This is a genomic window from Psychrobacter urativorans (assembly GCF_904846675.1).
Taxonomy (GTDB): domain Bacteria; phylum Pseudomonadota; class Gammaproteobacteria; order Pseudomonadales; family Moraxellaceae; genus Psychrobacter; species Psychrobacter urativorans_B.
The window spans coordinates 23,744-49,620 of sequence record NZ_CAJHBT010000010.1 but is presented as its reverse complement, the minus strand read 5'-3'; the positions used below and the strand labels follow the sequence as shown (position 1 = coordinate 49,620).

Below are 25,877 nucleotides of genomic sequence, written 5' to 3'. Positions count from 1 at the left end.
ATAGTCAGTAAACGGTTATTGCACTGGCTCTGCTTCTAGTTCTTCCTTAACAGCTGTCTCTGGCGCTTTGCTATCATCGGCTACACCGAGTTTTTCGGCACGTATTTTAGCTTCAATTTCTTCAGCAATAGCAGGGTTTTCTTTCAGAAATATCACTGAATTGGCTTTACCCTGACCGATTTTTTCATCGCCGTAGCTATACCAAGATCCTGCTTTACCGACTGCGCCTATCTCAACACCTAAATCGATGACTTCCGCCAAGTGATTGGTCCCTTCGCCATAAGTAATTTCAAACTCAGCTTGACGGAATGGCGGTGCCATTTTATTTTTAATAACTTTAACTCGGGTTTGGTTACCAATAATTTCATCACCATTTTTAACCGCACCAATGCGGCGAATATCCATGCGTATGGAGGCGTAGAACTTAAGCGCGTTACCACCGGTTGTGGTCTCTGGGCTACCAAACATGACGCCAATTTTCATACGGATTTGGTTAATAAATACCACCATACAGTTAGAGCGTTTGGCATTACCAGTGATTTTACGCAACGCTTGGCTCATCAAACGCGCTTGCAGGCCCATGTGCGAGTCGCCCATCTCACCTTCGATCTCGGCGCGCGGCGTCAAAGCCGCCACTGAGTCAATGACAATCATGTCGACAGCACCTGAACGTACCAACATATCGGTAATCTCAAGAGCCTGCTCACCGTTATCGGGCTGGGAGACCAATAGGTCATCAGTCTGCACCCCAAGCGCTCGAGCGTAGACTGGGTCTAGTGCGTGCTCAGCATCGATAAAGGCACAGGTACCGCCTTGTTTTTGACATTCTGCAATCGCCTGCAAGGTCATGGTCGTTTTACCAGAGCTTTCAGGGCCATAAATCTCAACGATACGACCTTTAGGCAAACCGCCGATGCCTAGGGCGATATCTAAGCCCAACGAACCAGTTGAGACTACATCTACATCAAGTGCGGCTGCATCATCGCCTAGATGCATAATAGTATTTTTGCCAAATTGCTTTTCAATTTGACCCAGCGCAGCTTTGAGGGCTTTGGCTTGGTTGTCGTCCATAATGGATTCCTTGTTTATCAATAAGTGCATTATTTATTAAGTATCGTAAAACGTGATGCCGAGCATCTCATCCTACTATATCCAATATGAATAGTAATATAACTGAAAAAAGTTCAGAGTAAGAATATAAAGATTTAGCCTATCATCGCCTCATTATTTTATGGCTACTAAGAAGCTACTAGTGTCTCTTACTGAAGGTTTATTATTGAGTGTTCTAAGAAGATGAGGTTATTATACCAAAGTCCAAGCGCTATAACAGGGGCAGAAGTACGTTAAACGACAGTCACTGTCGCATCCAACTAATGAGAAAAAAACAAAATATATCGACGGCGTATGTTAACAAAAGCTGTGTTTATTATGGTAAGTTAGAACCATTGCTAGTGCTATTTGTCAATAAAATTATAGGTCATTCAGTACATATAAGATGGCTAAATTAATGGGCTGTGAAACATAAGGTCTATTAAAAGTTATTTAAAAATAAATGTAAAATAAATACTCACTATTTATATTGACGCGCAAGCCATTGATTTACATATGAAAATTAATTGTATAAAAATTGACCAATTTTACCTTAACCTTTAAGGTATCAAGGATGATAGCCGTCAAATAGCTAGTTATCCACAGAGTTATACACAGCTTATGTGGAGAACTCATGTAGCCCTTATGTTACCGATGTTTGCGCTGGGTGAAAAAATTATAAAGTGTTATATGAAGCCTATTTTATTGAAATCATAGGGTTTAGAAGTGCGTTAAATAAAGGGCTAGGGCTATGTTTCACATATTATGACGCTATTTTATTAACGACAAAATATCCTCTAATCAGCAAAAATATAACTACTGGCACTTAGCTAGGGTTTAGGACTATGGCTAAAAAAGGGCAGCAAAAATAGCAAGCTTTCTATCTGCGCTATTGAGTCGAAGAATTGGATAATCTAGATAGTGAGTTCATAAGCATGAAAGAGCGGCTGTATAATTCAGCCACTAAATAGAGGACATATTGGTAAAGCAGTTATTTAACTTGCAAGCAGCTTATCAACCAACTTATGAATTAAGTGATAAAACTTAGTCTTTAGTATAAATCAAATCCCAAACGCCATGACCGCTTTCCAGTCCACGACGCTCAAATTTAGTCATCGGACGGAAGTCGGGGCGCGGGGTAAAGTTGCCATTACCAGCTTGGTTACTGAGTCCTGTAAAACTATCTAATACCTCAACCATCCAAAATGCATAGTGTTCCCAATCAGTAGAGGTATGAAACCAACCGCCGCGCTTCAGACTACGGGTAAGAATTGCCATACGTTCTGGACTGACAAAGCGGCGTTTATGATGGCGCCTTTTTTGCCAAGGATCAGGGAAGTAGAGTTGGATACGATCAATATGGTTTTCTGGTAATTGCTTGAGCAGTTGAATCGCATCACCGTTAATTATTTTAATGTTGGTCAGATTTTGCGAGCCTGCCATATAAGCACACTTACCAATACCAGGCTCGTGGACTTCAATACCGACGAAATTACGTGCAGGCTCAGCCGCTGCCATCTCGATCAGCGAATCTCCAAGACCAAAACCTATCTCTAAGGTAAGCGGGGCGTCGCTGCCGTTTGGAGTATCAATGAATAATATGCGCAAATCATGAATGTTCTCCAAATTACCATCACCGCTGCTATTATTAACCAAATACTGCGCAAACTCTGGATCAGTCAACGCTTGCTCGGCATTTTTATTCATATGCGTGCGCCGCTTCATAAAAGTGTTGACGATACGTATATGTTTGCTAGGCTCAGCATCAGTAGCTTTGCTATCAGCTTCTGCAGCATTAGCAGAAGATACGCTAACATTTTGGTCAGTGGTGACAGCGATACTGCTATCATCATTATTAGCTGCGACGTCAGGCTTGCTGTCAATAGTGATATCGGTTTGAGCGTCTGGATTGGTAAGGTTATTCATAAAGTTACTGTTCATAGGGTTGTTATTCATAAAAGTACTAAGGCTTAATAAAGTTGGAGGTATGAGTCTATTATAGGCGAAATAATTTCTAGTGTGAATGTCTATCATGCTTTCGTTTATTTGAAACGCTTCGCATCTGGCTTGACATTATCATATAATAGATAGTGCTCATGCACCTTATTATCCCTTTTTAATAGCCAACCGAGGCTACTGATATGTTATTTATAGAGACGGATTCGCCGCCGCCGTTTTATCAAGAAAAGCTAACGCCTACCAAGCGTAAACAGTTAGACCAATGGTTTATTGGTCATCGGACGCAAAGCCATTATCTTAAGCGTTTTGAGGCATTCGATAAGCAAGGTTATCTGTCACCAAAATGGCATTGGGCAGCATTTTTTATTACCTTTCCTTGGCTGCTATATCGTAAGCGTTATATGGATGCATTGGTATATAGCGTGGCGGGCTGGTCGTTTATTCAGTTAAATATTGTCATTGTGTTGGTGTTCTTTGAATTTGCATTCATGTCATACATTCCAAACGCTTATCATATGCCAGCCCGTATCGGTATTGCGGCAATGATTTGGGTGTTTTGGTCGTTCATGGTGGCGCGCTGGACGGATGCGTATTATTATCGTATGGCGCGGCGTGAGATTGCCGATGCGATAGAAGATAATCCCCGTGATGAGGCGGCACAAAAGGCCCATCTACAACGTGAAGGTGGGGTTAGTTTATATGGTTTAGCACTTGGGTTTGGGTTTTTTGCCTTCGCGCTGATGGTAATAAATATACAGTTTTTACCCATTATTGCGAAGCAAAAAGAGAACGATGTGTTGTTTGATGCTTATGATATTGCCAAAAACGCACAAAATCGGGTAGCGTTAATTTATCAACAGACAGGACAATGTCCTGTTAACTTGCCGCTTAGTACTGACGCTCAACAACTGCGTATGCATGTTGATAACCAAGCGGAAGGCGTACCTAATACAGACTGCGCAGTAATCGCGACGGTCAAAGGTGTCAGTTTTCCAATACGCTATCTCAATGGGCAGAAGTTAGTGTTCTATCACAATCTTGAGGGCGACAGTTGGCGTTGTATCAGCTCGCTTAATAAGAAACAAACGCCCAAACACTGTACAGCAAACTAAACAGCGCCAATAACTGTCATCAATAGCTATGATAGCTATAAAAAACAACTATGAGTAGTTTAGGGTTTAGGGTCGGAGGCGTTATCGTCTTTGACCTTATTACTTGGATTACCAATACTGCCTATCTTATCAACAACATCTACACTGTCTATGTCATCAATATTGTTTGGCTCGTCAGCATTATCTAATTCGCTCGTACTATTCAAACCATCTGCCTCCTCTGCGGCATCAACAGGTGTCGCTTGGTTTTTTAGAACGGCATAAAAATCGCTCAAATCCATCTTCCGCGCTTTACCTATATCCTCATCGAATAAGCTTTCAAGCTCCGCCATAGCCGACTGAGCGGATTCAATCATTCTTGCTTCATCATCATAGATAGCTTGTTGGCGTTCAAGTAGGTCATCATCATAATCGCGGAATGTTTTGATAGTTTCGCGTGCTTTTTCAGGTGAAATACCTAATAATTGCAATGACTCGCGCGACATATCTAATGACGATAAATAGGTCTCGCGCCAAATATGACGCACGCCCACTTCACGTAACCGATAATAATGCTGGCGGTCACGCGCCCGTGCCAATACTACTAAATCTGGATAATTGCGGCGCAAGTATTGAGCGGTAGTGACGGAGCGCTCCAAATCATCAACGGCGATGATAAAGATTCGGGCTTTATTAATACCTGCAGCACGTAGGATTTCGGGGTTTTTCGGGTCGCCATAATATACTTGGTTACCGAACTTACGTACAAAATCTACCCGATTTGCTGAGCGTTCAATAGCGGTAAATTCGATATTATGCATACGCAATACGCGCCCGATAATTTGTCCAACCCGTCCAAAACCTGCAATAATTACCGGATGCTCGTGGTCAGGAATAGTATCGTATTCACGGCTAGGCTTACGTTTAGCAAAATAAGGCTCACCCAATTTCTCTAATAATAAAAATGCCACCGGCGTGAGCGCCATAGAAATAGTGACGATAAGGTTAAGCGCATTTGCCAGCTCAGGCCGCAAGACGTTTTGCGCAGTCGCCACACTGAATAATACGAAGGCAAACTCACCGCCTTGCGCTAAGGTGACCCCCAGACGGATACTGGTTGGTAAGCGATTACCCGAGACCTTGGCGATCGCCGTGACCACTGCAAACTTGACTAGCATTAATCCAATCGCACAACTGATAATAAAGAGTGGCTGCGACATGATAAGTTTGACATCTGTCAGCATTCCGACTGACATAAAGAATAAGCCTAGCAGCAAGCCTTTAAAGGGCTCAATACTGGCTTCTAACTCGTGGCGGTATTCGGTATCGGCTAATAATACACCGGTCAAAAATGCTCCCAATGCCATCGACAGACCAATTTGCTCCATCAAGATGGACACACCCATGACGATAAATAACGCCACAGCAGTCAGCAGTTCTGTTGCGCCACTGGACGCGACGAATTTAAAAAATGGTCGAACAATATAGCGACTAGAGAAAATTAAACCGGCAAAAACGGCAAATACTTTACCAAAATAAATCAAGTCGTAGCTTTGTTCGCGCACCCCTGACAAAAATGGAATCACAGCCAATAGCGGAATCACAGCGATATCTTGAAATAGTAGAATGGTAAAGGCTTCGCGACCATGAGTACTTGAGAGTTGTTGTTTTTCGGTCAGAAGTTGTAGCACAAAAGCAGTGGAGGATAGGGCTAAGCCAAAACCAACAATAAAGGCGGTATCTAAATGTAGGGAAAAGAACTGATATAAAATACCCATCAACAGGGTGCCGGTAAGACCAACCTGCAAACCACCTAGCACAAAGATAGAGCGCCTTAATGCCCATAAACGCGACGGCTGTAGCTCAAGCCCGATGATGAATAGCAGCATGACCACGCCAAACTCAGAAAAGTGTAGCAAGCTCTCAGCATCGCCTGCCACATCCAGTGCACTTGGCCCTAATATCAGTCCGGTCACTAGATAACCTAGGACGGTCGCCAGTCCGAAACGCTTGCCAAGAGGTACAAACAGCAGCGCTGCCCCCAAAAAAATCGTCGCTTGTAACATTAAATTTGGTGAGCCGGCGGCGGCAGCGAGCATATAAATTCCTTAGCAATAACTTCAAAATAAGCAATATCAAACAAGTACGACAAACATTAATCAGTGATTGAAACAGCGTTTAAAATACGCTACTTTTTACGATAAATCTTCCAAACGTCATTATTTGCTAGCGGATTGCTATAGGCATCGTTACGCCGCTTACGCGGGGTTTGCCGACTATCGATAATTTTAAAATCGGGCAACGCATGGACAATCAGTCCCGTACGGTAAAAACGAATGCGTTCGGGCTCTAACATCTCGCCCTTAGTGTCTCTACAAAACACATAGGCACGCAGGTCGATAAACTCACGGTGCGCGACCAATCTCGCTTCATCATCGTTATCGAATACTGCTGCCATACGCTCAAGCTCTTGCGGCGTATAATCACCGCATTTATCCGTTAATGCTCCCACTGAACCAAAGCTTTTGGACTCTTTGGCACGGGTTTTGGTCAGATGTAAACGTTGAACATGGTAGATAAACTGTGGTATCTCAAGGCTGGCTGGCAAGGGTAGGAAGTCAGGTGGTAGATAGGCGGCAGGATAAAATGCCATGGCGCGTTCAATCAGGTTTTGCCAACGGTGCTGATAGGCTTGTACTTCGGCTAAATTACCTTCATAGATAGGCATGTCGCGGATTTGACGTAAAATATCAGGCGGGAACTGCTCATTACGAAAGCTGGCAATATCTTCTTGCAGCGTCGATAGCAATATTTTGGCGTGTTTTTTGCCCTCTTTGGAAATAGGGTCGTCAATATAGCTGGGAGCAACAAAGGCGGCTGAGCGTTTAGACATAGCGGTATTTCATCAAGTAAATAGAGATAAGTTAAACAAGTATATATAATTTATAGAGTCAACAATAGATAATCTACTCTCTCATTATTTTTAATATCCTAACACAAGGCTATGAATTAGCACGGGTTAATTTGTTTGAAATTACTATCTATGTTGTTGAAAACACACTTCTAAAATTTATCACTGACATTGAATGTGCTCAAAAATATTAATATTAGTAGGAGCGAGTGGCGTGGACAACCAATCAAAAGATTCGGACGAATATCAAGTACGGCATCCTATTTTAGATGTGATGGGAAAAATACTCTTAAATGTCACTATTACAGGGCTGCTGCTGGGTTTTGGATTTTGGTTACTCCTAGCGTCTAATATGGGACCTGCTTATTTGCCTAATATTATGGATGGGGCGCTAGATATGTGGATCAGGTTTTCTATGATAGGCATTGCCGCTATTATTTGGATAGTGTCGCCCATTTGGTTTTTATGGTCGAGCGCACGTTTTGGCTATGATAGTTATCACGGCTATCAAGCATCCAAATGCATTAAATAAACGACTACAACGCTATAACTAATCTCAATTAATCTTAGGTAACTCATTTAGTGCGAATGGCCCTGATAACCGCCGGCATCCTTGATTGGACGTGCAGCGATATCACAGACTAACGCATCGCTATGCGCCTTCGTTTGCGGATGTTCGACGCTTTCAACTTGAATAGTAGCATGACTAATACCTAAATCCTGAAGGCGCTGCTCAAGCTCTGCAATCAATAAACTTGCCTGATGAATATTCATTTCACCGTCGACCACTACATGACACGATAGCGCATGCAAACCACTGGTGATGCTCCAAACGTGCAAGTCGTGTACCTTATGCACTTGTACGTGGTCAACTAAGCGCTGCTCAATCGTCTCTAAAGACAAGCCTTTAGGCGTGCCTTCCATCAGAATATGCACCGAGTCACGCACCACGCGATAACCACTGAATAATATCAATATTGCTACGATAACAGAAGCCGCCGCATCCGCCCAAAGCCAACCAAAGCCAATCATTAATAATGCGGCGATAATAGCAGCCACTGACCCCATCAAGTCGCTCAAGACATGCAAATAAGCACTTTGCATATTGAGGTTGGCCGGTTTTTTATTCTCTGACTTTTTAGACGAGTTAGACGAGTTAGAGGGAGTATCATCGACAGTTACGCTATGGCTGTGCCTATGTCCATCGGCATCATTGCTACTGCGATGCATCAGCCACGCCACCAAAATATTAACTAGCATACCAATGGTTGCGATGATGAGCATACCTTGAGTAGCAATATCAGGCGGCGAATTAAAGCGTTTAATGGCTTCGTAAAAAATCATCAGCGCGATAATAATCAGCGTTGCACCATTCACCCCAGCGACTAAAATCTCAAAGCGCTTGTAGCCAAAGGTTTTTTGACGGGTCGCCGCTTTTTCACCAATTTTAAAGGCCATGAGCGTTGCGCCCAGTGCCACCGCGTCGCTAAGCATGTGACCGGCGTCTGATAATAGCGCCAAGCTCCCCGTCAGCCAACCGCCTATCGCTTCGATAAACATATAGCCGGTAATGATGATAAAGCTAAACAGTAGGGTACGCTGATAGCCTGTGGTATCTTGCGGAGTAGCCGTGACTTCTAACGTCTGGTCGTGGTCGTTAGAGGAGGAATCGCTTCCTGAGTGTGGGCCATTATTAGGTTTAGGAAGTGAATTTTTTGGACTCATAATGACACTCAGAATGATAAAAATTGGATTTATTTAGGACAGATAACTGGGATGTGAATATGGGAAATTTAGCATATTTGACTACTAGAAGCTGTAACACCGAAGTAAAATGGACATAAATGCTTGAAATCTAGTGACGAGAATTTAATGATTAAATTCTCGTCATTAATACTACCAACCGACAGGATCAATATCTAAGGTTAGTTTAAGATATTTAGTACTGGGTAACGCGAGCACTGGCTGCCACCATTGATTTAGAATATAGTGTAATTGATTGCGGTCTTTGGCTAATAATAATAGTTGTGAGTGATAACGGCTGTTCTTTTTACTCATCGGCGCATCAATAGGGCCAAGTACTGCGAGGTTATGCGCTACTGGCAAGCTCGCGATGGCATCTTTTAATGCTTGCGAGGTTGCTAGCAAGGTTTTACCTTCACAGCGTATCAAGGCGGCGTGGCTAAAGGGTGGCAGCCCCATCATTTTACGCTCTTGTAATAGCTCAAGTGCAAAGGGCAGATAGCCGTCTTTGACCAATTTAAGGAGCAAAGGGTTGTCAGGTTGCAAGGTTTGAATCAATACCCGACCTTGTTTATCACCGCGTCCGGCACGACCCGCAACCTGAATCATCAGCTGCGCGGTATGCTCTGGCGAGCGAAAATCTGCCGATAAAAAGCCACGATCAGCATTAGGCAAGCAGACTAGTGTCACATTGGGAAAGTGGTGGCCTTTGGCCACCATTTGCGTACCGACTAATATTGCCGGCTTACCTTGGTTAATCTGCTGATAAATTTTCTCCCAGCTGTCTTTTCGGCGCGTGGTATCGCGGTCAATTTGAATAATAGGATACAGGTCTTTACTGGTTTGTGGATTGGCAAAAATCGCATGTAGATTATCACTGAGCCGTGTGGTTCCCATACCCTTTGCATCTAAGTTTTGACTACCACAATCCGGACAAGCGGCAGGAATATAGGCTTGCCAATCACAATGATGGCATTTGAGATACGAGCTGTTCGAATAAGAGCTGCTCTGAGATTGACTGTTATAGTGCACGGTTAAATGAGCATCACAGCGCGGACAGTCCGCCTGCCAGCCACAAGCCTCGCATAATAAAACAGGCGCATAACCGCGCCGATTAAGAAATATTAATACTTGGTCACCAGCTTCTAAAGTTTGACGTATCGCACTAATCAGTATATCGGTCAGACCAGTATCGTAGCGCGCGCCATCATTTTGGGCTTGCTGGTGGGTGCTTTGCAGGCGCGCATCGATAAGCTGCATCGTGGCAAGTTTGGCATTACCGGGTCGGGTACGCAGTTGGCATTCAGTCAGTTTTCCATCATTTACCAGCTTTAGGTGTTCAAGAGTAGGCGTTGCCGTACCGAGCACCACAGGAATATTGTATTGTAGACCCCGATATAGCGCCACATCGGCGGCATGATAACGCAGAGTATCTTGCTGCTTATAAGAAGCATCATGCGCTTCATCAACGATAATCAGTCCTAAATCAGCAAAAGGATACAGTACAGCTGAGCGCGTACCGATAACGATTTGTGCATGGCCTGTTCGGCAATCTTGCCAACCGTGCAGACGGTGAGTATTGGTCATACCTGAATGGAGCAATACAATATGAGCGGCGAAACGACTGGCAAAACGGGCGCGTGTTTGCGGTGTCAGTCCAATCTCCGGCACCAAGATTAATACTTGTTTGCCGGCTTCTAATACCGTTTGCATCGCTTGCAAATATACTTCAGTTTTACCGCTACCCGTAATCCCATTTAATAAAAACCCACTATATTCATCAGCATCATGTGCAGCGATAATAGCGTCGACAGCAAGCTGCTGCTCTTCATTTAAAACAAGCGGCATTTTGGCTAAGCTGACTGGAGATGGCTCAGTTTTCGGTTGAATGTAGCGTTCAATCAAACCTTTATCTTCTAACGTCGTTAAAAATGCACGCTGCATACCCTCTAATAGCAGTACTTCTTCACTCGCACCGCGCTCGCCATGCAATTTTAGCATATCGAACTGTTGCTTTTGCTTATTGGCATTGGCACGGAAATCCTCATCCCGGACGTTTGGCAAAATTCGCCAATGAGTAATTAGTAAATCCAGCGGCTTACCTTGACGTATTAATGTGGGTAACATCACCGCCAGTACATCGCCCAAAGGATAATGATAATAACGTGCCAGCCACGAGGCGAGCGCCAGCATATTATCATTTAAAATAGGCGCGTCATCTAAGCAGTGATTGATAGGTTTGAGTTTATTATTAGGTACGCTACTGTTCGCTTGAGCAATATGCGCGACTACGATACCGATTAAGGTTTGCCTGCCAAATGAGACTTCCACCCGACTGCCGATTGCAGGTAAAGCTGTGCTGTCTGTCGGTACGCTATAATCAAACACCCGATAGAGGGGAACGGGTAGGGCAACTTGTACCAGCATAAAGCGCGCTCCTCGCAACCTTTTATGGATGAAATAATAAAGATAAGTTAAATTAAAAAATTAAGCCCAAATAGCTGTCCTTAGATTAGAACAATTTGGGCTTAATAGTTTTATATTGAATAATTTTATATGGAACGATTATAGACTTGATAACTATTATTTATTAAAGTCGTCCAGACTATTTTAGATGCTTAAGTTATTCAATGTATAAAATGGACTCAATCTCAACCACACCGCCTTTAGGCAAAGCAGCAACTTGTACCGCAGCGCGGGCAGGGTAAGGCTCGCTTAAGTTGGCAACAAATAGCTCATTTAAAGCAGCAAAGTCATTCAAGTCGGTTAACGATACATTAAATTTGACCACGTCATTGAGAGAACCGCCTGCTGCTTCACAAATAGCTTTAATATTAGCAAATACTTGCTTCGCTTGCGCCTCAAAACCTTCAGCTAGATCCATTGTTTCAGGATCAAAACCAAGCTGTCCTGAAATATATACAGTATTACCTACTTTTACAGCTTGCGAATAACTACCAACAGCGGCAGGGGCTTTATCGGTTTGAATGGTTTGGCGGGTCATAATATATCCTTATTATGTTTTTGGTGGGGAAATATGCTAAATATTTAGCAAGAGAAATTATTACTTTGTAGTTAAATTTCCGTCATTTTATAATAAGCTAAGGTTTCAAGGTTTATCACTTAAAACTTATTAATTTAAGGCTTATAACTGATATAAACGCATGATATTTGGAAAGCCTAGGAGCGAGCGCAACTCACGAATACCTTGTGCTAAATGATTGCGGCTACGGACGATAATATGAATAATGGTATCAATACTACGCACATCGACCGTTTCAACGCCAATATTAAGTTGTCTCAGATGGTAAATCACTTCACTAATTTGTTCGTCACTCAGCGCCACCGAAAGTTTTAGGTAGGCTGGGAAGCGGATTTTTCTGCTAGATTCACCTGATTCGCTTTGCTTAACGGCATTATCATCACGCCAACGCAATTGGATGACTTGGTAGGGATTGTCTTTACGGATATCATCTAGCGAAAAGCACTTATGGCGATGGACGACCAGCCCGTGCCGTGACAGATGTCCAACGATAGGGTCACCGTAGATAGGATGACAACAATTGGCGAAGTCCAGCTCTACGCCGGCAGCATTAGCCACCAATTGTTGTGGCTGCGACATCTCATCGCTATGTTCTTGAGTATGAATTGTAGTCAACTCGTCACTAAATAAACGTGAGACCGCCAGTTGTGGTAATAAAGTGCCTGAGCTAATTTGCTCAAATAGCGCCTCTTTTTCAGTCAGACCACGCCATTCAATGAGGTTGTCCCAATCGCACTCAGTTAAGTCAGCGAGGCTCTTTTGATAGGTCTTTAGAGCGCGGTCTAAGGCTTGCTGACCATGGCGCTGCTTTTCTGGGGCTGATAAATCCTTAAACCAACGTAGAATCTCTTCGCGAGCTTTATTAGTGACCACAAAGCCCAGCCATTCAGCTTTTGGCTCTGAATTATTACCGACTTCAATTTCGATCAGCTGACCGTTTTTGACGACAGTACCTAGTTTGGCAGCTTTACCATTGACGTTTGCGCCTGCTGCTACATTACCAACCATCGGTCCAACGGCATAGGCAAAGTCTAGCGCCGTCGCTCCTTGCGGCAACTCATAAGCTCGCCCTTGCGGACTGTAGCAGATGATTTTACTAGAATGCAGATAATCCATCAGCTCATTAATAGTAGAGACGGCCCCTGTAAAATCAGGACTGTTATCATCTAATGAGTCTTCATCGACCAATTCTTTCATATTACGTAATGAGGCTTGAATGACCGACTGGCTGACATCAGAGGCATGCTCAGCACCAATCACCCCAAGTCTTGCAGCCTGTTGCATTTGCTTGGTTAAAATTGTCACTTTAACAAAGTCATTATCACGCTTATAAATAAGTGTGAGCGACTGATTGCCACCCGGTAGCGGGCGGCGAATATTGTCTTCGATATGGGTATCATCAATCTGATATTTTTTAATCAGGTAATAAGCCAGCTTGTCACAGGCCTCAATATTGTCCAGCACAATCTCAAAAGCGTAATGGCGTAGCAACGCGTTGATCTCACCACGATTACGGAAAAACTGCCGATATATAACCACGCGATTGTCTAACACTTTAACGTGTCCGCCAAGCTCTAAATTAGTTAATACAATGGTTAGGTAACGATGAATGGCTTCTCTTTGAAAATTACGTCCAAGCCCGTGTTGTAGTAGCTTATCAGACAGCTTGTTATACATGTCAGAATCAAGATTGCGGTAGCATAGCACCTCAATATAATCGGCAATATCATTTAATCCCATTAGGCGGGCAAAGGGCACATAAAAGTCCAGCGTTTCCTGCGCAGTCGCACGCTGTTTTTCGGGGCGCACGGCATCAAGGGTAGACATATTATGCAAACGGTCAGCCAACTTAATGATTAACACACGGGGATCATCGAGGGTTGCGGTCAGAATTTTATGAAAGGTCGCCGCTTTATTTTGCTGCTTATTATGACGGGAAGATTTTAGTTTGGTGACTCCATCGACCAAACGTGCTACCACTTTGCCATAACGTTGCTCAAGCTGGTCATCGCTAACCTCAGTATCTTCTACCGTATCATGCAAAATAGCAGCAATAATCGTATCACGATCTAAGCGAAAGCCCGCTAATATTTCAGCCACTGCAATCGGATGGGTAATATAAGGCTCCCCTGACTTGCGTTTATCTTTAATATGCGCAATATCACCAAACCCACACGCATCAATAACATCACGTCTCTCAGCTGCGTTTAGATAACCTACCGAACGTAGCAGACTATATTGAGCTTCATCAACCATATGATGACTGAGTTTGGGCAAGGTTTGGCTCATAAGGTGACTATCCTGTTGTTTTCGCTGAACTGTTTATCTGCACTGTAAAATTATTGCGATAAAGTGATTAAGAAATGAAACGATCGAAGCATGAAGGTATAGCAAAGTTGCTTATTCTTAGGTTTGGCTAACCACCCTCTAATTAATCGTAAATCGGAGTGAATGTCAACTGTTAAGCACAAAGACCCTGTAAAAATTGGGATCTACTTCAGTTGGCGGTGAATTTTTCCGTAGAAAAGGAGAACACTCTAAACGGAATACGATATAAACGGCAAAAAACCACAGCATTACACTGTGGTTTTTTAATTCAAACAGCTCATTTTGAGCTTTAGAAGCTATGATCACCTGATAAGGCTAAATCTAACGAGCTAGTAGCAAAACTATGCTCTGGCTGATTAAGGATATCGCGGGTAATTTTACCAGCGGCAATCTCACGTAGTGCCAATACTGTTGGCTTATCATTATCAACGTCAACCATCGGCTCAGCAATACCTTTAGCCAGCTGACGGGCGCGTTTACTGGCGACTAAAACCAGCTCAAAGCGATTATCAACATTACCCAAACAATCTTCAATCGTCACTCGTGCCATAGTTAGCTACCTCGGTTGTTTCTATCAGCGTAGGGTTTGTCAGTATCAGACATAATAACCACTCTGATAAAAGCTGATAATAAAAATATCAAAATTAAATATAGGGAATAACTTACCATTATAGCACTTTTCTGTAGTAACGCGCATTTGCTTTTCAGGTTTAAACTTGAGTTGTTTACTATACTATAGTTACTATTCTGCAGTCGTTTTATTACCAAGTAAAGTTGCAATAATACGGTGATAGCGGCGCTGCTGACGTGCCAGTTTTTGTCTATCGGCGACGATGATGGATTTAAGCTCGGTTAATGCCACCTCAAAGTTGTCGTTAATAATGACATAATCAAAATGCACGTATTGCGACATTTCAGTGACCGCGCCGGCTAAGCGTTTCTCAATCACCTCAACACTGTCTTGCGCGCGAGTAGAGAGCCGTTGACGTAACGTTGAAAGACTGGGCGGCAAGATAAAAACCATCGTGGCGTCTGTAAAGATTTGTTTGACTTGCAATGCGCCTTGCCAATCAATCTCTAAAATGACGTCGACTCCTGAATCTAATTGCGCGCGTACGCTTTGTTCGGCGGTGCCATAATAATTGCCAAACACTTCAGCATGCTCCAAAAACTTACTCTCACCAATAGCGCTAGTAAAGGCATCTACTTCGGTAAAGTGGTAATCGTGACCATCGATTTCACCGGGTCGCGGGTCGCGGGTCGTATGAGAGATACTTACTGTCAAGTCATTGGTAGTGGCCAGTAACTGCTTGACCAGTGAGGTCTTGCCAGTACCAGAAGCGGCAGTAATAATAAACAATGAACCTGTCATAAAAGTATCCTAATGAGCTGTTAAAGCTAAAAACGGTGAAATATAAACGGTGATAAGGGAGGGTAAAAAAATAAACTGTTCCAATATTAACCATTTTAAAATACACATTTTACGCCTAAAATCTTGATAAGACTGAAGCGGTGGCATTTTAAACGGCAATAAAATCAAATTATGATAAAGTAGGGCATTCCGTTATCCTAATTTCTTAAATCTAAATTATCCAATGATAGGTCGCCTTATGCAAATTTATCTTGCCAATCCACGTGGGTTTTGTGCGGGTGTGGACCGCGCGATTGCTATTGTCAACCAAGCTTTGACCCGTTTTGAGCCGCCCATTTATGTTCGTCATGAAGTGGTGCATAACAAGTTTGTGGTCTCAGACTTGGCCAATCGTGGTGCGGTATTCGTCGAAGAGCTTAACGAAGTACCTGATGACTCGATTGTGATTTTCTCAGCTCACGGGGTCTCAAAAGCGGTCGAAGACGAGGCCAAACGCCGTGACCTCACTATATTCGACGCCACTTGTCCACTGGTTACTAAAGTACATATGGAAGTGGCGAAGTTTGCTCAAGAGGGCATGGATGCCGTGTTAATTGGTCATGCTGGTCATCCTGAAGTAGAGGGTACGATGGGGCGTTTTAGTCATCGTTACGGCGGCAATATTCATCTGGTTGAGAATGAAAACGATGCTGCAGCGTTGACCGTACAAGACCCCGAGCGCTTAGCCTTTGTCACTCAAACTACTTTGTCGATGGATGATACCGCCCGCGTTATTGATGCGCTGCGTGATAAATTCCCCAAGATTCAAGGGCCGCGAAAAGACGATATCTGTTATGCCACTCAAAACCGTCAAGATGCGGTTAAAGACTTGGCAGGACGTTGTGAGGTGGTCTTAGTTGTGGGCTCACCGAACTCATCAAACTCTAACCGTTTGCGTGAGCTGGCAGAGCGTATGAACTGTCATGCTTATCTGATTGATAACGCCAGTGAGATGGATAATAGCTGGTTTGATGGCGTGCAAAATGTTGGGGTTACTGCTGGCGCCTCAGCACCTGAAGTTCTGATTCAAGAGGTTTTGCAACAGCTCCAAGATTGGGGTGGTAAAATACCAAATGAGCTGGCGGGTATTGAAGAAAATGTTACTTTTAGTTTACCAAAAGCGCTACGCATTCCAGTTGCACAAGTCAGTAAATAACTAACGCTAAAGTCAGCTTAAATAATAGCCAAAAACAAACGTTAAGGATAACCATGACTGCATATTACAACCTTATTAAACGTGAACAGCACGCAGAAGGTGTCTGTGCTGCTTACTACAAGCCAACTGAGCATGCACAAGGGGCGTGGAACGAGCACGAGCAACATATGGCGCCAGCAACGGGCGTGCTGACGCGCGAGCTGAGCCAGTTTGCACCGCAAGATAATATGCGTATCGCACGCATCAGCCTTGATATTTTAGGACTGATACCGCTTGATAACTTCGTTATTACCACGCGCTGTATTCGTCCGGGCAAAACCATAGAGCTAATAGAGTCAGTGATGAGCAGTCGTGGTCGCGATTGTATCATCGCGCGGGCGTGGCGACTGTTGACCCAAGATACCAGCGCTATTGCAGGGCTTGAAGATCAAGACGCATTGCATCAGCCCAATGAGCTACCAGTCTGGGAAGATATGAAAGGCTGGCCGGGCGGCTTCATTAAAAGCGTGCGTCTGGTCGCTGAGGCAGACCGACGTCCTGGTAAAGGTATGGTGTGGATAACCAATGATACTAAGATGGTTGCCGGCGAGCCCACTGTTGTTTTGGTACATTTAATGGGCATGGTAGATACTGCCAATGGCGTCGTGCCGCGCCTGGGATTGGGGCTATCAGACGCGGAATGGATGTTTCCTAATACTGACTTGCAAATTCATATGCACCGCGCGCCTAAAGGACGCTGGCTAGGTATTGAGGCGGTACAACAGTACGGCGCTGATGGTATTGGTGTGACAAGTAGCGTACTCCATGATGTACATGGGCCTTTTGGGCGTAGTGAGCAAATTCTGACTATTCGTCCCATGCCACGCTAATACTTATTAATGCGCTAATGTTTGATTAATAAGTACTTAGCAATCTGTAATTTAAGCTTTAATTATAATAAAGCGCTGCTCGATGCTTGAAATTTTTTGCCGCGCCCCTATTTGTATAATCAGTCTAGTTGTATTTAACGTTGAGCTTGATATTTATTCTTAAAACCGAGCCCAGCTTAATATCCGCTATTTTATAATAATTTATTGCAGAATAAGTTAAAGGAGCTTTTCATGAGTGAACAAACCCAAGCTGACAATCAGAGTGCTGATAATAAAGATCCTGAATTAAAAAAACATAGTTTCGAAGCAGAAGTTGCGCAATTATTACATTTAGTGACCCACTCACTGTATTCTAATTCTGATATCTTTGTCCGTGAATTAGTATCTAACGCTTCTGATGCCTGTGATAAATTGCGCTTTGAAGCCACTAACGATGACAGTCTTTATGAAGATGACGGTGAGCTGCGTATTCGTATCGCAGTTGACGAAGATGCCAAAACCATTACCTTTATTGATAACGGTATTGGCATGAACGAAGCCGATGCAATTGAAAATTTAGGTACGATTGCCAAATCAGGTACCAAAGCCTTTTTGGACAAATTGTCTGAATCGCAAAAGCAAGATGGTCAGCTGATCGGTCAGTTCGGGGTTGGTTTTTATTCAGGTTTTATTGTTTCTGATAGCATCAGCGTTGAATCACGCAAAGCGGGTGATGCCGCAGATAAAGGTGTGCGCTGGGTATCTGATGGCACCGGTGTGTTCACCGTTGAGCCTATCACTAAAGCTGAGCGCGGCACATCGATCACTTTACATCTTAAAGAGCAGTATAGTGAAGGCGAAGACAGTTATTTAGACCGTAGCAAAATTAAGCGTTTGGTCAATAAATATTCCGACCATATCAGCCTACCGATTCAGATGCGTAAAGAAGTTTGGCAAGAAGATATTGCTGATGACACTGAAGAAAATACCGAAGAAAACGGTAACGATACCGACACTTCAGCCGGTGGCGAGATGGTACTGACCGATGAGTGGGAAACCATTAATAAAGCCAGTGCTTTATGGACACGCTCAGCATCTGAGATTGATGACGATGAATATGTCGATTTTTATAAAAACATCACATACGATATGGACGCGCCGCTTACTTGGACGCATAACCGTGTTGAAGGCCGTGTTCAATATACCCAATTGCTTTATATTCCTAAAACAGCGCCGGTAGATTTATATACTCGTGAGCAGCAACAGGGACTAAAGCTTTACGTCAAACGTGTCTTCATTATGGATGACGCTGAGCAACTGCTACCGATGTATCTGCGTTTTGTTAAAGGTGTTATTGATTCAGCCGACTTGCCATTAAACGTCAGCCGCGAAATATTACAAGAATCGCGTGATGTGAAGTCGATTCGTGATGGGAACGCCCGTCGTATTCTAACGTTGCTGGCGAGCCTAGCTAATAGTGAAGATAGCGACAAGCAACAGAAGTTTGCGGAGTTCTATGCAGAATTTGGTGATGTCATCAAAGAAGGTGTTGGCGAGGACATGGGTAATCAAGAACGTATTGCCAAGTTGCTACGCTATGCTACCAGTACCCAAGACGGCGAGACGACCAGCTTTGAAGATTACAAGGACCGCATGAAAGAGGGTCAAAAAGCCATCTACTATCTAACCGCTGATAATATTGCTGCCGCCAAAAATAGCCCACAACTTGAGCTATTTAAGAAAAAAGGCATCGAAGTTATCCTAATGACTAGCCGTGTTGATGAGTGGGCGATGAACTTCTTGACCTCATTTGATGAGATGCCATTGCAGAATATTGCTAAAGGTGCGGTGGACTTAGGCGACTTGCAAGACGAAGCTGAAAAGGCCGAAGCTGAAAAGGCGCAAGAAACGCTCAAGCCAGTCGTCGATAAATTAAAAACAGCATTAGGTGACCGTGCTAAAGACGTGAAAGTATCTACTCGTTTAGTAGATAGTCCTGCATGTTTAGTGGTTGGCGAAGGTGAATTATCACCACAGATGATTCAGATGCTTAAGCAAATGGGTCAGGAAGTACCAGAAAGCAAACCAACGTTAGAGGTCAACCCTGACCATCCATTGATTAAAAAGCTAGAGACCAGCGAGCAGTTTGATGATTTGGCGCAAGTTATTTTTGACCAAGCCTTGTTAGCTGATGGTGGTCAGTTAGAAGACCCAGCTGCTTATCTTAAACGTGTGAATGAGCTATTGACGAGATAGTCAATTTAGAAAAGTTAGGCTGTTTTACAAAAATGGTCATACATAAAAAAGAGGTCTCGCAATGAGACCTCTTTTTTTATGGATTTTTTATAGCACACTTTACAAATTAGCCTTATCGTCTTTACTGACAATCCGTTACAATCGCGATGCATTGGCAGGATAAACTGGTCAATTATGTAATCTGTATCTCATTACATCTTCACTTCTCTCGGCTGGATAGAGGTCTAAGTCTTTGTCACTCTCGTCGCTCAAAACCATCTCTCTTCAGCGCTTCTCACTTAATTTCGCTGCCAATATTATTGCATCTTTATGGATGCTAGTCGGGTCAACACGCGCGTTTTCATGGGTAAAGCCAACTTTTATACAGTTCGCAGTTTTTGCATTATTGGGGTTAGGCAGTAACGTCCTGTTTTCATGGCTGGCTGCCGAAAATGGGAGTGTCTTCAATGAGCAAGGGCTGGTTAGCTATCTGATTTGGCCGACCATTATTTTATTGGGCGGCATTATTCTAGCCCGGCGCGCCAGTAATCAAAGCTTGGTTTTTGTGCCGGTGGTGCTATGGTTAGTGGCCGATACATTATCCGCGTTGTTACAGAGCGCGGTACAGTTTTTGGGCACTCATGGCTGGCTACCAGACTGGAGTTATTCGTTTTTACCGATATTATTTTTGCTGCTATTTTTATGGCAAACGTTGGCGCTGTTATGGATTTTTGCCCGTCGCCAGCGCACGCCGTGGTGGGAGCGTATCATTGTATTGGTAGGCGCGGTGGCGCTGTTAACCATTTGGCAAAACAACGTTGCAGATCAGCCGATATTTAAGCAAATACCCATACAGCCTGTATTAGAAGAGGCGGCACTCTATGAGCAGCCGCGCCTCTTACAACAAGCGCTAAACAGTATTAACCCAAGTATACCAGGCAAAAGTGATTGGTACTTTATGGGAGTAGCAGGCTACGCTGAGCAAAACGTATTTCGCTCTGAGATTAATAAAGTCCGTGAGTTGTTTGATGTGCGTTTTGGCACCAGTGGCAACTCGCTGGCGCTAATTAACAACACCTATAGCTGGCTTGATGAGCCAGTTGCGACTAAGACTAGTATTTTGCAAGGACTGAAACGTATAGGACAGCAGATGAATGCTGATGAGGATGTGTTGCTGCTGACGCTATCATCGCATGGTGACCAAGATATTCTGCAATTAGAGAATCCACCGCTTGAGATGGATAACTTAGATCCAGCATGGCTACGTGAAGCACTGGACTCTTCTGGTATTCGCTGGCGGGTGATTGTGGTATCTGCCTGTTATTCCGGCTCATTTATCGATGAATTGGAGTCGCCCACCACTGTGGTTATTACTGCATCAGCGGCTAATAAGATGTCGTTCGGTTGCACCAATACCGCAGAGATGACCTATTTTGGGCAAGCTTTTTTTGCTGAGAGCTTACGCGAAAATACCAGCTTTGCTGCAGCCTTTAAAGATGCCAGTTTGCGGGTTAGCGAGCGCGAAGGCTTTATGGGTTTTGAGCCCTCAGAGCCGCAAATGGTGATTGGTAGTCTGATGGAAACGGCATTACCGGCATTTGAGCAAGTGTTGTTCGATAAGGCGCGACCAACGATAGCAGATATTACCCGTAGTAATCTTGATAACTCTAACAATATGAATGAGGCGACAATTAATCTTGTGCCTGATAGCATGCCTGAACCAGCATCCAATGCATTGTCCAAGAAGACAGTGATTAATGAGCGCCAACAGCAGTGATTGATGAGTGTTGAATGATAAATGGTTTATTAATCACTTTGAGTAATATCGGCTTAAGATGGTTTTAACAAAGAGCCATATAAAGGCTACGTTGTACTTGCTTGAAGTTTGTATAATAGTTACTGATTGGCTGTTAAGCGCCTAGTTGTTGATAGGCTTACTATCTAAAGTTTTAAGTATGTCGTTCATAAAAAATAATAAAAATAAGCGCTATTGTCATGAGTCCTAGTGCTTATTTTTATTATTTCTCCTTAGTTTTTTTGTTTAGACAGTGCATTATTAAGTACTTATTTACCAATGCCGTTTTTTGAATATTAAATACTACTTTTAAAAATATACAAAAGATAAGATAAAAAGGATGTTCAATATGAGTGATCATTATAGCTACAGTTTACCGGCCAATTCGCAATTAACAACCGTAAGTGCCAATCGCTGCTTTGATGGCGAACAGCATTATTACAGTCATCAATCAACGGCTACTAAGACGCCGATGACCTTTAGCATTTATTTGCCTGACGAGGCGCTGGCAGGACATCGTTGTCCTGCGGTATTGTATTTATCAGGTCTCACTTGTAATGCAGATAACGTTACCCACAAAGCACATTTTCAACAAAAATGCAGCGAGCTTGGCATGATATTTATTGCGCCTGATACTTCACCGCGCAGTGATGCTGATACAGGAATTGATGTGCCTAACGATGAGCGCTATTTTGTCGGTCAAGGTGCCAGCTACTATGTCGATGCCACCTGCGCACCGTGGTCGGATAACTTTAATATGCAAAGTTACATCGTCGATGAGTTATACGATTTGCTCCGCGCTGAGTTTGCTATTAGCAGTATTGGGGTTATGGGACACTCAATGGGTGGACATGGCGCGCTATTATTAGGCTTTAAATTTCCCAGTAAATTTGTTAGCGTTTCAGCATTATCGCCAGTGTGTGCAGCTAGTGAGTCGGCATGGGGTCAGGCTGCTTATACCGAATATTTCGGCGAAGATAAGACAGTCTGGAAAGAGTTCGATGCCGCCCATACTATTGAAACAGTTGGCCAGCAATATTCCAGCATTTTAGTGGATCAAGGGGCAGCCGATGAGTTTTTAGCAGACGGACAGCTGCAAACGCCTAAGCTGCAACAAGCTTGCGAAAGAGTAAAGCAGCCGTTGACCCTACGTTATCAAGCGGGTCATGATCACAGCTATTACTTTATCCAAACCGTGATTAATGACCATATTGAACATCACTGGCGTATGGCACAGCTAAGCTAAATAGTGCTTTGTTAAGCTCAATAAGACTGTATTTAATATAGAAAATAAAAAGTAGACAACAAAGCATATAAACACTCAAAAGGTAAGTTTTTATGGCAAGTTTTCAAGTGTTATCAGTAAGTGATCGCTCAGACGCAAAGCACCAAAACACTCACTCTTCACTTGCCATCATGCAGGCTGATATAGACAAGGCAATGGCAGACAAGCAGAAAGCAAAGCGTCAAGCATATACCGTTGATTCTGGTACTCTTAAGTCAAGTAAGCTGCTATCAAAAGTAACCGATGTGGCAGATAATACAGTACTTGATGCCGCGCAAATATCACGGGTAATAGAGATGGCATGGGAAGATAGAACGCCATTTGCAGCGATAGAATACAGCTATGAACTTACTGAAGCTGATGTTATTTTATTGATGCGTCAGGAATTAAAGTCCTCCTCTTTTCGATTATGGCGGCAGCGGGTGACTGGTCGTACGACTAAGCATCAAGCAAAACGCCCATTTTTAGTGGGCCGCGCTTATTGCGCCACTCAATATAAGCCGCGCTAGTACTATTATAACCATTGCTTTACCCAGCATTTTAATTTATTAAGCAAACGTCAACTAGGTAGCTCCTTATGATTTGTCCGTCTAAGCCTTATCTAATCGCCCCTTCTATCTTGTCCGCTGACTTTGCTCGTTTAGGTGAGGAAGTTGATACCGTTCTAAAAGCAGGGGCCGACGTGATTCATTTTGATGTGATGGACAATCACTATGTGCCGAATCTCACTTTCGGTAGTATGATTTGTAAAGCCCTGCGCGATTATGGCATTGATGTGCCGATTGATGTGCATCTGATGGTCACACCTGTTGATGGCATGATTGAGCAGTTTTTGGAGGCGGGCGCAAGCGTCATTACTTTTCATCCGGAAGCCAGTGGTCACGTTGATCGCTCATTACAATTGATTAAAGATGGCGGTGCAAAATGCGGCTTGGTACTCAATCCTGCCACGTCGCTGCATTATTTAGACTATGTGATGGATAAAGTTGATCAAATTCTTTTGATGAGCGTAAACCCTGGATTTGGTGGTCAGTCGTTTATTGAAAGCACTTTAGATAAAGTACGTGCAGTACGTAAGCTGATCGACGACAGCGGCCGTGATATCAGATTAGAGGTAGATGGTGGTATCAAAACCAATAACATTCGCGCTATCGCTGAAGCTGGCGCTGATATGTTTGTGGCAGGCTCTGCTATTTTTAACAATGAAGACTACCGCGCCGCCATTACCGCCATGCGTGATGAGCTGGCATTGGTAAACAGTAACGGGTAAGTGTTATATTAAAAGGGTAAGTGGTTACAGCATTAATTTAGTACAATACTAAATTGCAGCGTGATTGTCAGTCATACAGAGGTGAAATATGGATACGCAAAAATCGGCCACCCAGTCAGCACCGTCTACCCAAGCGCAGGGTACGAGTCATCACGCTGAACCTTCTAGCCCCAAATCTCCCAGCTTAGTGCCCAAAGGTATTACTATCGGCCTAGGGGTGTTTGCATTAATTCTAAGCCTCGCTGGTTACGGTTTTCGCTTAATGGTAGGCGACGATGTCGGAGAGGTGGTACGGCATGCGGCCGTGGTAGTGCCTGTATTTATGCTGGGTATTCCGATACTATTTTGGCTTGGGTCTCGCGTATTCAATAAAGTTAAAAATACGCATATTCAGAGCTGGAATGCGATTAGTCTTGGCTACCTAACTTCCTGCATTTCTTTATTGTGGTTGATGGGCACTTACAGCTAAGCCGCCTATTCTCATAACCATAATCGTGACCATTACTTTAAATAAATGTAGCCCTTTCAATCAATAATTAATTAATTAATTAACTAATTAATCAATGAGTCACGCTGTTTAAGTGTGACTGGATTATGACATGCAAAAATCACCGATTAAAATCACTGATATTATCTTTCCAAAGGACTTACCTAAAGGCTTAATTATTGTTTTAATTATTGCTTGTTTATTATTAGGATTGGCATCACTACGTAATGGGACGGGGCTACAAGGTTGGCTTAACGTTATCGAAAATTGGCTGCTGATGCTGCTGATATTGCCCACAGCCACGGCAACGGTTGCGTTACCACTTAAGTACCGCGATCCCACCTTTGAGCTAAGGCTGGCATATTATATGGGTATGTTTGTCGCCTTGTTATTTACTATAGGTAAGTTGCGCTATTGGCGTTAGTGTATTGGTTACTGAGCTGCAATTAATAACGATCCATTCATAAGACTTGCGTAATGGCCCTTGAAATTTAGGGCTAAAGCGTCCATTGTAGGGTAATAGGTTTTACCCGCATTGCCATGCTGTTTGCTGTTGCAGACATTATATGGTTATAAGACGGGATAATGAGGAAAACGCTGAATGCCATACGATATTGATAATGAGATAGAAGTAGATAATGACAGTAGCGATCAGTTTGCAGGATTTGGCAAAGAAACCACCCTTGAGCTAGTTGAGGCGGATGATGGCACGCTGTTATTACGAGATGCTGAGAAAGATGAAGAGCCGCTAATGACCATTGATTTTTCTGATAAGCTCAAAGAGTTGCTCGGTAGCGATACTCAATCGATCGGTCAGCATATGATTCATGCTGCTATACAAGTAATTATGCAAAAACAAATGAGCCAGTGGCATGCGCATGTTTACGATAAAGAGCCAGCAAATTATAGCTAATATGACTACTAATTGATTTAATCAGTAGCTAATTTGAATGGTTGCGTGATAAACATACAAGATTATAAAAATTAGGCAATAAAAAAAGGTTTATCAATTGATAAACCTTTTTTTATTGCCTAAAACAATAGCCATTGAATAATGACTATTATTTAATTTTTGCTTCTTTAAAGATCACGTGTTGGCGAATTTTCGGATCAAACTTTTTGATCTCCATCTTGCCAGGCATCGTGCGCTTGTTTTTCGTAGTGGTATAGTAATACCCAGTACCAGCAGTTGATACCAATTTAATTTTATCTCTCATGATAGCTTT

Annotated in this window: 23 protein-coding genes; 12 read left to right on the top strand and 11 right to left on the bottom strand. The window is 43.2% G+C overall.

Features of this window, described 5'->3' with window-relative positions; translation table 11 throughout:
* Positions 1-15: 15 nt before the first annotated feature.
* The gene (gene recA / locus JMY06_RS06455) at positions 16-1,071 is read right to left on the bottom strand and encodes a recombinase RecA (protein ID WP_201617300.1); all 1,056 of its coding nucleotides are present in this window, start codon (positions 1,069-1,071) and stop codon (positions 16-18) included.
* A 1,062-nt stretch (positions 1,072-2,133) separates the two neighbouring features.
* Positions 2,134-3,045: a tRNA (guanosine(46)-N7)-methyltransferase TrmB gene (gene trmB / locus JMY06_RS06450; RefSeq protein ID WP_413786895.1), complete on the bottom strand. Its 912-nt coding sequence runs from the start codon at positions 3,043-3,045 to the stop codon at positions 2,134-2,136.
* Positions 3,046-3,230: 185 nt separating this feature from the next.
* On the opposite strand from trmB, the gene JMY06_RS06445 reads away from it, so the two are divergent.
* Complete coding sequence (locus JMY06_RS06445) at positions 3,231-4,160, top strand: DUF2628 domain-containing protein (protein WP_201617298.1); 930 nt, start codon at positions 3,231-3,233, stop codon at positions 4,158-4,160.
* A gap of 59 nt (positions 4,161-4,219) precedes the next feature.
* On the opposite strand, the gene JMY06_RS06440 is transcribed toward JMY06_RS06445, so the two are convergent.
* On the bottom strand, positions 4,220-6,238 hold the full coding sequence (locus tag JMY06_RS06440) for a monovalent cation:proton antiporter-2 (CPA2) family protein (protein ID WP_227672214.1): 2,019 nt from the start codon (positions 6,236-6,238) through the stop codon (positions 4,220-4,222).
* Between the two features lie 89 nt (positions 6,239-6,327).
* Positions 6,328-7,032 carry a hypothetical protein gene (locus tag JMY06_RS06435; RefSeq protein WP_201527714.1) on the bottom strand — a complete coding sequence of 235 codons (705 nt, stop codon included), beginning with the start codon at positions 7,030-7,032 and terminating at the stop codon, positions 6,328-6,330.
* Positions 7,033-7,264: 232 nt separating this feature from the next.
* Between JMY06_RS06435 and JMY06_RS06430 the strand changes: the two genes are divergently transcribed.
* A complete protein-coding gene (locus JMY06_RS06430) occupies positions 7,265-7,582 on the top strand; it encodes a hypothetical protein (RefSeq protein WP_201617296.1) in 318 nt (105 codons plus the stop codon).
* A gap of 47 nt (positions 7,583-7,629) precedes the next feature.
* On the opposite strand, the gene JMY06_RS06425 is transcribed toward JMY06_RS06430, so the two are convergent.
* From JMY06_RS06425 to gmk, 6 genes are all read right to left on the bottom strand, one after another.
* Positions 7,630-8,775, bottom strand: coding sequence for a cation diffusion facilitator family transporter (locus JMY06_RS06425; protein ID WP_201617294.1), 1,146 nt, complete (start codon positions 8,773-8,775; stop codon positions 7,630-7,632).
* A gap of 171 nt (positions 8,776-8,946) precedes the next feature.
* A complete protein-coding gene (locus JMY06_RS06420) occupies positions 8,947-11,220 on the bottom strand; it encodes a primosomal protein N' (RefSeq protein WP_201617292.1) in 2,274 nt (757 codons plus the stop codon).
* A 196-nt stretch (positions 11,221-11,416) separates the two neighbouring features.
* Complete coding sequence (locus tag JMY06_RS06415) at positions 11,417-11,797, bottom strand: RidA family protein (protein ID WP_201527720.1); 381 nt, start codon at positions 11,795-11,797, stop codon at positions 11,417-11,419.
* Positions 11,798-11,938: 141 nt separating this feature from the next.
* The gene (locus tag JMY06_RS06410; protein WP_201617290.1) at positions 11,939-14,125 is read right to left on the bottom strand and encodes a RelA/SpoT family protein; all 2,187 of its coding nucleotides are present in this window, start codon (positions 14,123-14,125) and stop codon (positions 11,939-11,941) included.
* A gap of 328 nt (positions 14,126-14,453) precedes the next feature.
* Positions 14,454-14,714, bottom strand: coding sequence for a DNA-directed RNA polymerase subunit omega (gene rpoZ / locus JMY06_RS06405; RefSeq protein WP_201527723.1), 261 nt, complete (start codon positions 14,712-14,714; stop codon positions 14,454-14,456).
* Between the two features lie 192 nt (positions 14,715-14,906).
* Entirely contained in the window at positions 14,907-15,536 is a 630-nt protein-coding gene (gene gmk / locus JMY06_RS06400; protein WP_201617288.1) for a guanylate kinase, read from the bottom strand.
* A gap of 238 nt (positions 15,537-15,774) precedes the next feature.
* Between gmk and ispH the strand changes: the two genes are divergently transcribed.
* The 10 genes from ispH (at position 15,775) to JMY06_RS06350 (ending at position 25,564) form a co-directional block, all read left to right on the top strand.
* Complete coding sequence (ispH, locus tag JMY06_RS06395) at positions 15,775-16,731, top strand: 4-hydroxy-3-methylbut-2-enyl diphosphate reductase (RefSeq protein WP_201527725.1); 957 nt, start codon at positions 15,775-15,777, stop codon at positions 16,729-16,731.
* 53 nt (positions 16,732-16,784) lie between these two features.
* Positions 16,785-17,600: a thioesterase family protein gene (locus JMY06_RS06390; protein WP_201617286.1), complete on the top strand. Its 816-nt coding sequence runs from the start codon at positions 16,785-16,787 to the stop codon at positions 17,598-17,600.
* Positions 17,601-17,831: 231 nt separating this feature from the next.
* On the top strand, positions 17,832-19,835 hold the full coding sequence (htpG, locus tag JMY06_RS06385) for a molecular chaperone HtpG (RefSeq protein ID WP_201617284.1): 2,004 nt from the start codon (positions 17,832-17,834) through the stop codon (positions 19,833-19,835).
* 232 nt (positions 19,836-20,067) lie between these two features.
* Positions 20,068-21,591, top strand: coding sequence for a C13 family peptidase (locus tag JMY06_RS06380; protein WP_201617282.1), 1,524 nt, complete (start codon positions 20,068-20,070; stop codon positions 21,589-21,591).
* Between the two features lie 367 nt (positions 21,592-21,958).
* Positions 21,959-22,855 carry an S-formylglutathione hydrolase gene (gene fghA / locus JMY06_RS06375; protein ID WP_201617280.1) on the top strand — a complete coding sequence of 299 codons (897 nt, stop codon included), beginning with the start codon at positions 21,959-21,961 and terminating at the stop codon, positions 22,853-22,855.
* Between the two features lie 284 nt (positions 22,856-23,139).
* Positions 23,140-23,403, top strand: coding sequence for a TIGR03643 family protein (locus JMY06_RS11965; RefSeq protein WP_320157853.1), 264 nt, complete (start codon positions 23,140-23,142; stop codon positions 23,401-23,403).
* A 68-nt stretch (positions 23,404-23,471) separates the two neighbouring features.
* A complete protein-coding gene (gene rpe / locus JMY06_RS06365; RefSeq protein ID WP_201527730.1) occupies positions 23,472-24,164 on the top strand; it encodes a ribulose-phosphate 3-epimerase in 693 nt (230 codons plus the stop codon).
* Positions 24,165-24,252: 88 nt separating this feature from the next.
* Positions 24,253-24,633: a hypothetical protein gene (locus JMY06_RS06360; RefSeq protein WP_201527731.1), complete on the top strand. Its 381-nt coding sequence runs from the start codon at positions 24,253-24,255 to the stop codon at positions 24,631-24,633.
* Positions 24,634-24,763: 130 nt separating this feature from the next.
* Entirely contained in the window at positions 24,764-25,075 is a 312-nt protein-coding gene (locus tag JMY06_RS06355; protein WP_201527733.1) for a hypothetical protein, read from the top strand.
* A 177-nt stretch (positions 25,076-25,252) separates the two neighbouring features.
* A complete protein-coding gene (locus JMY06_RS06350; RefSeq protein WP_201527735.1) occupies positions 25,253-25,564 on the top strand; it encodes a hypothetical protein in 312 nt (103 codons plus the stop codon).
* 148 nt (positions 25,565-25,712) lie between these two features.
* Here the strand turns inward: JMY06_RS06350 and rpmG are convergent, their stop codons facing one another.
* Positions 25,713-25,868: a 50S ribosomal protein L33 gene (rpmG, locus tag JMY06_RS06345; RefSeq protein ID WP_068037488.1), complete on the bottom strand. Its 156-nt coding sequence runs from the start codon at positions 25,866-25,868 to the stop codon at positions 25,713-25,715.
* Positions 25,869-25,877 lie beyond the last annotated feature (9 nt).

What these genes read in the sequence shown, in the direction of transcription:
- recA (WP_201617300.1), bottom strand. Translation starts at nt 1,071, where the DNA reads ATGGACGACAACCAAGCCAAAGCCCTCAAAGCTGCGCTGGGTCAAATT.
- trmB (WP_413786895.1), bottom strand. Translation starts at nt 3,045, where the DNA reads ATGAATAACAACCCTATGAACAGTAACTTTATGAATAACCTTACCAAT.
- JMY06_RS06445 (WP_201617298.1), top strand. Translation starts at nt 3,231, where the DNA reads ATGTTATTTATAGAGACGGATTCGCCGCCGCCGTTTTATCAAGAAAAG.
- JMY06_RS06440 (WP_227672214.1), bottom strand. Translation starts at nt 6,238, where the DNA reads ATGCTCGCTGCCGCCGCCGGCTCACCAAATTTAATGTTACAAGCGACG.
- JMY06_RS06435 (WP_201527714.1), bottom strand. Translation starts at nt 7,032, where the DNA reads ATGTCTAAACGCTCAGCCGCCTTTGTTGCTCCCAGCTATATTGACGAC.
- JMY06_RS06425 (WP_201617294.1), bottom strand. Translation starts at nt 8,775, where the DNA reads ATGAGTCCAAAAAATTCACTTCCTAAACCTAATAATGGCCCACACTCA.
- JMY06_RS06420 (WP_201617292.1), bottom strand. Translation starts at nt 11,220, where the DNA reads ATGCTGGTACAAGTTGCCCTACCCGTTCCCCTCTATCGGGTGTTTGAT.
- JMY06_RS06415 (WP_201527720.1), bottom strand. Translation starts at nt 11,797, where the DNA reads ATGACCCGCCAAACCATTCAAACCGATAAAGCCCCTGCCGCTGTTGGT.
- JMY06_RS06410 (WP_201617290.1), bottom strand. Translation starts at nt 14,125, where the DNA reads ATGAGCCAAACCTTGCCCAAACTCAGTCATCATATGGTTGATGAAGCT.
- rpoZ (WP_201527723.1), bottom strand. Translation starts at nt 14,714, where the DNA reads ATGGCACGAGTGACGATTGAAGATTGTTTGGGTAATGTTGATAATCGC.
- gmk (WP_201617288.1), bottom strand. Translation starts at nt 15,536, where the DNA reads ATGACAGGTTCATTGTTTATTATTACTGCCGCTTCTGGTACTGGCAAG.
- ispH (WP_201527725.1), top strand. Translation starts at nt 15,775, where the DNA reads ATGCAAATTTATCTTGCCAATCCACGTGGGTTTTGTGCGGGTGTGGAC.
- JMY06_RS06390 (WP_201617286.1), top strand. Translation starts at nt 16,785, where the DNA reads ATGACTGCATATTACAACCTTATTAAACGTGAACAGCACGCAGAAGGT.
- htpG (WP_201617284.1), top strand. Translation starts at nt 17,832, where the DNA reads ATGAGTGAACAAACCCAAGCTGACAATCAGAGTGCTGATAATAAAGAT.
- fghA (WP_201617280.1), top strand. Translation starts at nt 21,959, where the DNA reads ATGAGTGATCATTATAGCTACAGTTTACCGGCCAATTCGCAATTAACA.
- rpe (WP_201527730.1), top strand. Translation starts at nt 23,472, where the DNA reads ATGATTTGTCCGTCTAAGCCTTATCTAATCGCCCCTTCTATCTTGTCC.
- JMY06_RS06360 (WP_201527731.1), top strand. Translation starts at nt 24,253, where the DNA reads ATGGATACGCAAAAATCGGCCACCCAGTCAGCACCGTCTACCCAAGCG.
- JMY06_RS06355 (WP_201527733.1), top strand. Translation starts at nt 24,764, where the DNA reads ATGCAAAAATCACCGATTAAAATCACTGATATTATCTTTCCAAAGGAC.
- JMY06_RS06350 (WP_201527735.1), top strand. Translation starts at nt 25,253, where the DNA reads ATGCCATACGATATTGATAATGAGATAGAAGTAGATAATGACAGTAGC.
- rpmG (WP_068037488.1), bottom strand. Translation starts at nt 25,868, where the DNA reads ATGAGAGATAAAATTAAATTGGTATCAACTGCTGGTACTGGGTATTAC.